This is a genomic window from Saccharopolyspora karakumensis (genome assembly GCF_004349225.1).
Lineage (GTDB): Bacteria > Actinomycetota > Actinomycetes > Mycobacteriales > Pseudonocardiaceae > Saccharopolyspora > Saccharopolyspora endophytica.
This window is the reverse complement of sequence record NZ_SMLA01000095.1, coordinates 1-10,319: the sequence shown is the minus strand read 5'-3', so window position 1 is coordinate 10,319 and position 10,319 is coordinate 1. Positions and strand designations below refer to the sequence as shown.

12 protein-coding genes and 1 pseudogene are annotated in these 10,319 nt (G+C 71.3%); 8 read left to right on the top strand and 5 right to left on the bottom strand.

Annotation, left to right across the window (positions count from 1 at the left end; translation table 11 throughout):
* The 7 genes and pseudogenes from E1202_RS30380 to E1202_RS33085 form a co-directional block, all read left to right on the top strand.
* The coding region (locus E1202_RS30380; RefSeq protein ID WP_132686749.1) for an AAA family ATPase at positions 1–901 on the top strand (901 nt) is incomplete at its 5' end.
* 72 nt (positions 902–973) lie between these two features.
* Complete coding sequence (locus E1202_RS30375; RefSeq protein WP_132686748.1) at positions 974–1,903, top strand: alpha/beta hydrolase; 930 nt, start codon at positions 974–976, stop codon at positions 1,901–1,903.
* 189 nt (positions 1,904–2,092) lie between these two features.
* On the top strand, positions 2,093–2,548 hold the full coding sequence (locus E1202_RS30370) for an STAS domain-containing protein (RefSeq protein ID WP_132686747.1): 456 nt from the start codon (positions 2,093–2,095) through the stop codon (positions 2,546–2,548).
* A gap of 32 nt (positions 2,549–2,580) precedes the next feature.
* A complete protein-coding gene (locus tag E1202_RS30365; RefSeq protein ID WP_165944036.1) occupies positions 2,581–3,105 on the top strand; it encodes a DUF1697 domain-containing protein in 525 nt (174 codons plus the stop codon).
* 168 nt (positions 3,106–3,273) lie between these two features.
* Positions 3,274–3,435 (top strand): hypothetical protein, encoded by a 162-nt coding sequence (locus E1202_RS31640; RefSeq protein ID WP_165944035.1) that lies wholly within the window; start codon positions 3,274–3,276, stop codon positions 3,433–3,435.
* Positions 3,377–3,886 (top strand): annotated as a pseudogene (locus tag E1202_RS33090) (ATP-binding cassette domain-containing protein); the annotation flags it as partial. The gene E1202_RS31640 and the pseudogene E1202_RS33090, both read left to right, overlap by 59 nt.
* Positions 3,887–4,213: 327 nt before the next feature.
* The gene (locus E1202_RS33085) at positions 4,214–5,002 is read left to right on the top strand and encodes an ATP-binding cassette domain-containing protein (RefSeq protein ID WP_408007692.1); all 789 of its coding nucleotides are present in this window, start codon (positions 4,214–4,216) and stop codon (positions 5,000–5,002) included.
* On the opposite strand, the gene E1202_RS30355 is transcribed toward E1202_RS33085, so the two are convergent.
* Genes E1202_RS30355 through E1202_RS30335 form a run of 5 tightly spaced genes read right to left on the bottom strand, consistent with a single transcriptional unit; the run spans position 4,999 to position 9,965 of the window.
* A complete protein-coding gene (locus E1202_RS30355; protein ID WP_132686744.1) occupies positions 4,999–5,772 on the bottom strand; it encodes an enoyl-CoA hydratase/isomerase family protein in 774 nt (257 codons plus the stop codon). The two genes, E1202_RS33085 and E1202_RS30355, sit on opposite strands and share 4 nt — an antisense overlap.
* Positions 5,762–7,255, bottom strand: a complete 1,494-nt coding sequence (locus E1202_RS30350) for a tripartite tricarboxylate transporter permease (RefSeq protein WP_132686743.1) — start codon at positions 7,253–7,255, stop codon at positions 5,762–5,764. The genes E1202_RS30355 and E1202_RS30350 overlap by 11 nt, the downstream gene beginning before the upstream one ends.
* Positions 7,256–7,276: 21 nt before the next feature.
* On the bottom strand, positions 7,277–7,762 hold the full coding sequence (locus E1202_RS30345; protein ID WP_132686742.1) for a tripartite tricarboxylate transporter TctB family protein: 486 nt from the start codon (positions 7,760–7,762) through the stop codon (positions 7,277–7,279).
* On the bottom strand, positions 7,759–8,721 hold the full coding sequence (locus tag E1202_RS30340; RefSeq protein ID WP_235879120.1) for a tripartite tricarboxylate transporter substrate binding protein: 963 nt from the start codon (positions 8,719–8,721) through the stop codon (positions 7,759–7,761). Before E1202_RS30340 ends, E1202_RS30345 begins: the two co-directional genes overlap by 4 nt.
* Before the next feature lie 35 nt (positions 8,722–8,756).
* Positions 8,757–9,965 carry a CaiB/BaiF CoA transferase family protein gene (locus tag E1202_RS30335; protein ID WP_268952401.1) on the bottom strand — a complete coding sequence of 403 codons (1,209 nt, stop codon included), beginning with the start codon at positions 9,963–9,965 and terminating at the stop codon, positions 8,757–8,759.
* 153 nt (positions 9,966–10,118) lie between these two features.
* Between E1202_RS30335 and E1202_RS30330 the strand changes: the two genes are divergently transcribed.
* Positions 10,119–10,319 (top strand): GntR family transcriptional regulator (locus E1202_RS30330; protein WP_235879116.1); only part of this gene is annotated, 201 nt, incomplete at its 3' end.

Here is a 10,319-nt window from a genome sequence, read left to right as displayed (position 1 = left end):
GGCCCGGGTGGGTTTGGCCGACCCGGAGCGGCCGATCGGCAACTTCTTGTTCCTGGGGCCCACGGGTGTGGGCAAGACCGAGCTGGCTCGTGCGCTGGCGCAGGCGCTGTTCGGGGATGCGGGCCGGTTGTTGCGGCTGGACATGGGGGAGTTCCAGGAGAAGCACTCGGTGTCGCGGCTGATCGGTGCCCCGCCCGGGTACGTGGGTTACGGGGAGTCGGGGCAGTTGACCGACCGGGTGCGGCGCCAGCCGTACTCGGTGGTGCTGCTCGACGAGGTCGAGAAGGCGCATCCGGATGTGTTCAACACGTTGCTGCAGGTGCTGGATGCGGGGCGGTTGACCGATTCGCAGGGCCGGTTGGTGGATTTCCGCAACGTCGTGGTCATCATGACCTCCAACCTGGGGGCCGATCGGATCCTGGATTCCGGTGGTGACGCGGCGGCGTCGGCGGTGGTGGTGTTGGAGGAGCTGCGGGGTTTCTTCCGGCCGGAGTTCATCAACCGCATCGACGACGTCGTGGTGTTCCGGCCGCTGGGCATCGAGCAGTTGCGCCGCATCGGTGGTCTGCTGCTGGAGCGCACGCGGGCGCAGCTGGCCGACAAGGGGATGCGGTTGTCGGTCACCGATGCGGGGTTGGACTGGCTGGTCGAGCGCGGCCATCAGCCGGAGTTCGGTGCGCGCCCGTTGCGGCGGGTGATCTCCCGGGAGCTGGACAACCGGCTGGCGCGGATGGTGCTGGGCGGCGAGGCCGGTGCCGGTGATGAGATCACCGTGGACGCCGCCGGGGGCGAGTTGCGGTTGTCGGTGGGCCAGGTGTGGCGGCCGGTGGCCGGGGGCAGGCATGCCGCGGCAGGCGAGAACTCGCCACTTCCCGCCCAGAGGTCGGGTGCGTTCGGGTGATCGTCTTCCCAAAGCGGGTTCGATCTTGACATGGTGGGTTCTTGATCGTTTCCGGCGTGGAGGTGGTGGCGGGTGCGGGGCAGCGGGCAGCCGTACGTGGTGATGCGGGATCTCAGCTACGCGCCCCGGGTCGGCAACGCCCACCGCGTGGACCTGTACCTGCCGCCGGAGGCGACCGGCCCGTGCCCGGTGGTGGTGTGGTCGGCGGGTTCGGCGTGGCTGGCCGACAACGGCAACACCGGCGGTGAGCGGGTCGCGCGGGCGTTGTGCGGGCGCGGTTTCGCGGTGGCGGCGGTGGCGGTGCGCTCCAGCGGCCAGGCCCGCTTCCCGGCGCAGGTGCACGACGGCAAGGCGGCGGTGCGCTGGGTGCGCGCTCACGCCGCCCGCTACGGCCTGGATGCCGATCGCATCGCGGTGATGGGCAATTCCTCGGGTGGCTGGCTGGCCAGCATGCTGGGTGCCACCGCGGGTGTGGTGGCGTTGGAGGGTGATCTCGGGCCGACGTCGGTGTCCAGCGAGGTGCAGGCGGTGGTGGACCTGTACGGGCCGACGGATTTCCTGCTGATGGACGGGCACATGCCCGAGGGCGCGGTGGATCGGTTCAACCAGATCACCGGGGGCAGTCGCGGTCATGACGATGCCGCCTCGCCGGAGTCGCGGTTGATCGGTGCGGAGATCCAGACGGTGCCCGGCCGGGTCGCCGAGGCCGATCCGTCGCGGTGGGTGCGCCGGGGCGGCCCGCCGTGGTTGATCCTGCACGGCACGGCCGATCCGCTGGTGCCCTTCCACCAGAGCGAGCTGCTGCTGTCGGCGTTGGAGCGCGCCGGGGTGCCGGCGACGCTGTACGAGATGAGCGGGCGGGTGCACGAGCACGACTACCTCGACGAGGCGCGTGATTTCACGCCGCGGCGGGTGCGGCACGCCGCCGGGGGCTCGGTGGCGGGTCAGGCTCCGGCGACGTGGGCGCTCATCGCCGATTTCCTCGACGCCGCCCTGCGCTGACACACCCCGAATTTCACACGAAAGTGGCAGTGCTTGTTGCGGGCTGGTAACGGCTCCTACGGTGGGTGGTGCGGTTTCGCCCGGTCGTCGCCGCGCGCCAGCTGGTCGGTGATCGTCCCAGCGCACAGGCGATTCGACGCGGTGCACGCGAGTTCGCAACACCGACCCGTCCAGCACGAAGGGGGTAGCGTGATCGTCTCCAGATCCTTGCCCGCACAGGCATCCCACGGCTCGGGCGCCATCATCGCGCCCCGCACCTCCAGCGACGCCGATCCCGCCACGGGCACGTCGCGTTCGGCGTTACGAGTGCGCGTGCGCTGGCCGGAACGAGGCGTGGTGGTGGTCAGCGTCGGCGGCGAGATCGACATGGCCAGCCTGCCGCGCGTCACCGAGATCGTGCGCCAGCGCTTGACCGCCGCCCGCCTGCACACCGCGATCGTGGACCTCGAACAGGTCGGGTTCGCCTCCAGCGCCGTGCTGGAGTTGCTGATGCTGGCCTACAACGCCACCGGCCGGCGCGAAGCGCGGCTGCTGGTGGTGCCCGGTCGCGGGCGGGTGAGCCGGTTGCTGGAACTGACCGGCCTGTCGGCGTTGTTCGAACAGGCCCCGACCGTCGACGACGCCCTGGCCCGAGCGCGCCAGTAGCGCTGTCGGGGCGCGGTGTCAGGATGTGCCGGGTGAGCACCTTCGTGGCGCTGCTGCGCGCGGTCAACCTCGGTTCGCACGCCCGGCTGCCGATGGCCCGGCTTCGGGAGATGCTCGGCGAGCTGGGCTGGCAGCAGCCCCGCACCTACTTGCAGAGCGGCAACGCGGTGTTCACCGCACCCCTGGGTGCCGAGGAGGTGGCGGTGGCGTTGCGGGAGAAGCTGGCCGCCGACGGCCTGCCCACCGAGGTGATGATCCGCACCGGCGAACACCTGCACGCCTTGGCCTGCGCCGGGCACCCTTTCGCCGCGCCGGGGGTGGAGCACCCGAAGCTGCAGGTCGCCTTCCCGCTGCAGCCGGTGGATGCCCAGCGGGTGGCGGCGATGCCGATTCCCGATGGCGAAGCCGCGCGCGCCGCCGACGGCGAGGTGTTCCTGCACTATCCCGACGGCGTGGGCCGCTCGAAGCTGACCACCGCGCACCTGCAACGCCACCTGGGCACCCCGGTGACGTGCCGGAACTGGAAGACGGTGTGCGCCCTGGCGCAGATGTGCTGAGAAATTCCCGCGCGCCGCGCCCGGGGTGCCGGTAGCATCGTCGTCGTCCTGCCGCCGGCGAGAGAGGTGCCTGTTGCTCATCTGAGGTCCGCGATCACCACGCGAGAACACCCGCACCAACCCCTTGACGTGGGGTTGTCGTTGCCGGTGGGCGTGGGAGCGACCTCGATGACCGCCGACACCCGCCGGGTGGCCGCCCTGATGGATCATCGCCGCGTGGTGCTCGCCGCACATGCATCCCACCCGTTGCCCGGCGAAGGCGAGATCCTCCATGTCAACACCCACCCCCGCCTCGGTGACCTGCACCGAGATGTCGTTCTCCTGGCCTGATGGCACGCAGGTGTTCTCCGGTGTCACCGCCGGTTTCCCCACCGGCGTCACCGGGCTCATCGGCGGCAACGGCAGCGGCAAGTCCACGCTGCTGCGGCTGCTGACCGGCCGGCTCAGCCCCACCTCCGGTGTGCTGAGCGTGCCGGGCACGCCCGCCTACCTGCCGCAGACCATCACCAGCCACCTCGACGTGCGCGTGGACGAAGCCCTGGGCATCGACGGCACGCTGCGGGCGCTGGCCGCGGTGGAATCCGGTGAGGTCACCCAGCAGCACCTGGACACCATCGGGCAGGACTGGGACGTCGAACAGCGCGCCCACGCCCTGCTGGCCACGCTCGGACTCGACGGGCTGGCCCTGGACCGGCGCGTCGCCGAGCTCTCCGGCGGCCAGACCGTCCTGCTGCACCTGGCCGCGCTGCTGCTGGCCCGCCCCGAGGTCCTGCTGCTGGACGAACCCACCAACAACCTCGACCGCGCGGCCCGCCACCGCCTGCGGGAGGCGGTGGGAGGCTGGCGCCACGGGGTGCTCATCGTGGTCTCCCACGACCGCGAACTGCTCGAGGACGTCGATCGCATCGCCGAACTGCGCTCAGGCGAGATCACCTTCCACGGCGGCGGGTACTCGGCCTACGAGCAGGCGGTGGCCACTGCGCAGGCCGCCGCCGAACGCGACCTGCGCGCCGCCGAGGCCGACGAGCGCCGCCAGCAGCGGGAGCTGGCCGAGACCCAGGTCAAGGTGGCCCGCCGCAAGCGGCAAGGCGCCAAGTCCGGGGAGAACATGCCCAAGATCCTCGCCGGTGCCCGGCAACGCGCCGCGCAGGAATCGGCGGCCAAGCTCACCGGAGTCCAGCAGGAACGCCTGCAGGCCGCCCGCGAGAAGCGCCGGCACGCCGAACAGGCGCTGCGCAGCGACGATCAGATCCGCCTGGAACTGCCCGCCACCCGCGTGCCCGCCGGACGGGACGTGGCGCGGCTGCGGGAGGTGGTGCTGCCGCACACCGGGACGCTGCTGGACCTGGACGTGCACGGGCCGCAGCGCATCGCGCTGCTGGGCGGCAACGGCACCGGCAAGACCACCCTGCTGCGGCTGCTGGCCGGAGCCGCCGAACCGCAGTCGGGTGAGGTGCGGGTTCCGGTGCCCGCACGGCTGATGCCGCAACGCCTCGACGTCCTCGACCCCGATCTGAGCGTGGCCGCCAACCTCGCCCAGGTCGCCCCGGCGCTGAGCGACAACCAGGTGCGCGCGCAGCTGGCGAGGCTGCTGTTCACCGGTGCGCGCGCCGATCAGCGGGCAGGCACCCTCTCCGGTGGGGAAGCGCTGCGGGCGAGCCTGGCAGCGGTGCTGCTGGCCGAACCCGCGCCGCAGCTGCTCATGCTCGACGAACCCACCAACAACCTCGACCTCGACAGCAGCGCGCACCTGGCCGCCGCGCTGCGCGCTTTCCAGGGCGCGTTGATCGTGGCCGGTCACGACCTGGCGTTCCTGCGCGAGATCAACCCGACCCGCTGGTTGCTGCTGGGCGAGACCCTCACCGAGATCACCGCCGAGGACGCCGCGCAGCTCTAGTGGCCGCTCCAGGTGTGCGGGGTCTTGTCCAAAAACGCCCGCACACCGCTGCGGAAGTCCTGGCTGCCGAACACGGTGCGCACCAGGTCGTCCCCGTCGGGCATGCCCGCCAGCCGCAACCGGCGCACCGCCTCCTTGGAGGCCCACATGGTCAGCGGCGCGTGCTGCACCAGCCGGGAGGTCACGGTCTCCACGACCTCGTCGAGCCGGTCGGGCTCGCACAGCTCGGTGACGAACCCGGCGTCGTGGGCTTCTTCGGCGGTGAACATGCGGGCGCGCAGCAGCATGTCCTTGGCGCGGGAGGGGCCGAGGTGGAACACGAGCATGGAGCAGGTGTTCATGGCCAGGCAGTTGCCCAGGGTGCGCGCCACCGGCACCCCGAAGCGTCCGGTGGTGGTCGACACCCGCAGGTCGCAGGCGGCGGCCAAGGCGATGCCCGCGCCGACGCAGTAGCCGGAGATCGCCGCCACCGTGGGCACGGTGGCGGCCTCCAGGCGCCCGAAGACCTCCTCCATGCGCTGCTCGTAGGCCACCCCGTCCTCGCCGCTGGTGAACTCGGCGAACTGGGCGATGTCGGTGCCGGCCACGAACGCCTCCTGGCCGGCGCCGCGCAGCACCATCACCCGGATGTCGGGGTCGGTTTCAGCGCGTTCGATGGCGGCCACCAGCCCGTCGTACATGGTCCAGCTCATGGCGTTGCGCTGGGCGGGGCGGTTGAAGGTCACCCGCAGCACGGGTCCGTCGGCGGCCACCAGCAGTTCATCGGACATCGGCGTGTTCCTTCCTTCCCGCCCGGTGGCGGGCCAGCAGTGGTGCGGTGAGCATGGCCGCGGCGATCAGCAGGATCACCACGGCGATGGGCTCGGTGGCCAGCAGCCACATGTTGCCGTCGAAGATCGCCGAGGACTGCACCAGCGCCTTCTCCAGCAGACCGCCGATGACCACGCCCACCACCAGCGGCGCCATCGGCAGGTCGAGGCGCTTCATGCCGTAGCCGACGAACCCGAAGATCAGCACGAGCACGACGGAGAAGAAGTTGTTGTCGATGGCGAACGCGCCGGTGAAGCTGGTGACCAGGATCAGCGGGTACAGCAAGCCGTAGGGCACGCGCAGCAGCTGGGCGAACACCGGCGCCAGCGGCAGGTTGAGCACCAGCAGGATGACGTTGCCGATGAAGAACGACACCAGCAGACCCCACACGAGTTCGGGCTGCTCGGTGAACAGCAGCGGCCCGGGCTGGATGCCGTAGACGGTCAGCGCCCCCAGCAGCACAGCGGTGGTGGCGCCGCCGGGAATGCCCAGGGTCAGGGTGGGGATGAAGTTGGCGTTGGCGGCGGCGTTGTTGGCGCTCTCCGGTGCGGCCACGCCCTGGATGGCGCCGCGGCCGAAGTTCTCCCGGTTGCGCGACACCCGCTTCTCCAGCCCGTAGGCCAGGAACGACGCCAGGGTCGATCCGGCGCCGGGCAGGGTGCCCAGGGCGAAACCGATGAGGCTGCCGCGCCCGATCGCCCCGGCCGAATCGCGGATGTCGGACCGGCGGATCACCAGATCCCGGAAACCCGCCCTGATCGGACGCGCCCCACCGACCCGGATCTGGTGCAGCACCTCACCGACGGCGAACAACCCGATGACGACCTCCACGTAGGGGATGCCCGACAGGAGGTTGACGCTGCCGAAGGTGTAGCGCGCCTGACCGGTGCCGGCGTCGATGCCCACGCAGGCGATGAGCACCCCCACGCAGGCCATGGCCGCCGCGCGCAGCGTCGAACCGGTGGTCAGCACCACCATGGTCGCCAGCGCCAGCACCATCACCGCGAGGTTCTCCGGCGGCCCGAACCGCAGCGCGACCTGCGCGATCGGTGGCGCCAGGGCGGCCAGCAGGATCAGCGAGAGGATCGCCGCGGCGAACGAGCCGATGGCCGCGATCGCCAGCGCCGCACCGGCCCGGCCCTGCCGCGCCATCTGGTAACCGTCCAACGTGGTCACCACGCTGGCGGCCTCGCCCGGTGTCGACAGCAGCACCGAGGTGATCGTCCCGCCGTACTGGGCGCCGTAGTAGATCCCGGCCAACAGGATCAGCGCGGTGACCGGCTCCACGGTCAGCGTCAGCGGAATCAGGATCGCCACCCCGGTCGCCGAGCCCATCCCGGGCAGCAGCCCGATCACGGTGCCCAGCACGACCCCGGCGAAGCACCACAGCAGGTTCGTCGGCGTCAACGCCGTCGAGACACCCAGCAGCAGGTTCTCCCACACCCCGGCCCACCTCCTTCCCGTCTAGAACCCGAAGATCCCGGTCGGCAGCGGCACCGCCAGCAGCACCGCGAAGATCACCCACACCCCGCCGGCCACGGCCGCCGAGAACGCCACCGCTGGAAGGACGCGACGACCTTCCAGCCAGGTGGAGATCACCAGCACCAGCCCGCCGAAGGCGCACACCAGGCCCACCACCGGCACCGCCAGCACGGTCACCGGCAGCAGCACGAACACCCGCCGCAGGATCCACGCCCGCTGCCCGGCCGTGCGCCCGAAATCATCAGTGCCCGAACCTGTCTCACCCGCCGCGGCGGGCTGGGACAACTGGCGGCGCAGCAACACCGCGGCCAGCACCGCCAGCAGCCCACCGGCGAGCATCGGCACGAAACCCGGGCCGATGCGGCCCTGCTCGCCCAAGACCCCGTAGACCGGGGCCGAGAACGCGAAACCCGCGCCCAGCACCACCAGGCCGATCAGCGTCCACACCTGCGCGCGATCACCGCTCATCGGCTCACCACCTGCTCCAGCTCGCCCTGCGCCCCGGCCAGGTACGCCCCGAACTCCGCACCGAACGCGGGCCGGGCCTGCAGGAACTCCGAGGCCACGTAGTCGCGGTAGGCGGGGGAGTCGGCGAAGCGCCGGGCCGCCTGCACCCAGAACTCACGCGCCCGCGGGTTGAGCTCACCCGGGGCGATCACCCCGCGGAACTGCGCGAACACCACGTCGACCCCCTGTTCCACCGAGGTGGGGATGCCGGCGAGTTCGGGGTAGGTGTAGCGCTGGTCGGCGAACACGCACAGCGCCTTGAGCTCCCCGGCGCGCAGCTGACCGATCACCTCGCTGGGGTTGAGCGAGGCCAGCTCCACCTGGCCGCCCAGCACCGCCGCCATCGACTCCCCACCGCCCTCGTAGGGCACGGTGTCGATGGCGGCGCCGGTGGTGGCGCGGATCTGGGAGAACACCACCGCATCCGGTCCCATCGCGCCGGAGATCGCCGCCAGCACCCGGCGGTGCCGGGCCTGCTCGACGGCATCGGCGCAACTGGCGATGGGGGAGTCGGGGCGGGCCACCAGCAGCGTGAAGTCCTCACCGACCTTGAAGATCGGGGTGAACGAGCGGTGCGAGAACGCCACGTCCACCGACGCCGGCAATGACAGCAGCGAGGTCTCGGTGGCCAGCAGGTACTGCGGGGAACCGGTCTTGCCCAGCAGGTAGGAGTAGCCGACCGCGCCCTGCCCGCCCTCGCGGTTGTCCACGCTGATGTTCACACCCGGGGTGACCGACGCCAGCCCGTCGGCCACCGCGCGCCCGGCGATGTCGCTGCCGCCTCCGGCGGCGAAGGGCACCACCATCGTCACCGGGCCCACCGGTCGATCCGCGCCCGCCGCGTCGTCGGAGCCGGACGCGCCACCGCACCCAGCGCACACCGCTGCGGCCACCGCCATGATCAGGGCTAACGCACGCATCGCTCCTCCTCGAGCTCGCGTCGCGACAAGGGGTCTCAGGGCTCGGCGATGACTCCTGCCCGCGCCAAGCCGGCGATCTCGTCCGCGCCCACGCCCAGCTCGGCGAGGACCTCACCGGTGTGCTCACCCAGAACCGGCCCCGCCGAGCGGCGCTGCGGCGGGGTGTCGGAAAGCCGCATGGGCGAGCCGATCTGGCGCACCGCGCCCAGCTGCGCATGCGGCGCGTCCCAGAAGAACCCGCGCCCGTTGAGGTGCTCGTCGGTGAACACCTGCGCGGTCTCGGCGATGGGGGCGCACGGAACCCCGGCGTCCACCAGCGCCTCCACGATCCCGGCGGTGCTCCACCGGGTCGTTTCCCGCTCGATCGCGGCAATCAGCTCGTCGCGGTGGTGGTAGCGGTCGTAGGAGGAGCCGTAGCGCTCGTCGTAGAGCAGCTCGTCCAGCCCCAGCGCGCGGCAGAACGCAGGCCAGGTTTTCGGGGTGGTGGCCCCGACCGTCACCCACCCGTCCTCGCTGCGCACCGCCTGGTAGGGGGCGCTGTTCTGATGCGCCGAACCGTGCTTGCGGCCGCTGTCGCCGGTGGCGAAGAACGTCCCGGCCTCCCACACCGCCAGCGACGCACCGGCTTCGAACAACGACACGTCGGCGACCTGGCCGCGCCCGGTGTGCTCGCGGGCCCGCAGACCCGCCATCGCGCTCATCGCCGCGTACAGCCCGCACACCAGGTCGCACACCGGCACTCCGACCTTCACCGGAGCACCGCCCTCCTCGCCGGTGATGCTCATCAGCCCGGCGCGGGCCTGGGCCATGATGTCCAAACCCGGCTGGGCCGCCAGCGGTCCGTCCTGGCCCCACCCGGACACCGCGACGTAGACCAGCCGCGGGAAGCGCTCCCGCACCACCTCGGGCCCGAAGCCCAGCGCCTCCATCGCGCCGGGACGCAGGTTCTCGATGAGCACATCAGCACTGGCCAGGAGCCTGTCGAGCACGCTCTTGCCCTCGTCGGTCTTCAAATCCACCGCCAGCGAACGCTTGTTGCGGTTGAGCCGGACGAAAGGGGAGGAGTGCTCCTGCAGGAACGGCCCGGTCTGGCGCACCGGGTCACCGCCCGCGGGGTTCTCCACCTTCACCACGTCGGCACCGAGATCGGCCAGCTGCATCGCGGCGTAGGGCGCTGCCATGAACGCACCGATCTCGACCACGCGCACACCAGCCAGCGGAGCTGACTCTGATCGGGTACTCACTCCACGCCTCCCACCACGCCGGGCGACACAGCGGCTACCGTGATCGGCATCACCTGACTTTTGCCTACAGCAGGCAGATCGTGGCTGACAAGCTCGGCGGACCAGGTTGCTCCACCCGAGGCAATAGGATCACGCCGAGACCGAAGGAGACTCGTGACCGGATCCGCGGACAACACCACCAGCGCCCCGCACATCGTCGGGCCGCCCAGCCTCGTCGAACTCGCCGCCGCCACCCTGCGCCGCATGATCGTCGGAGGCGACCTGCTGTGCGGGCAGCGCATCGTGGAGAACCGGCTCACCGGTCAGCTCGGCATCTCCCGCCCACCCCTGCGCGAAGCCCTGCGCGTCCTGGAA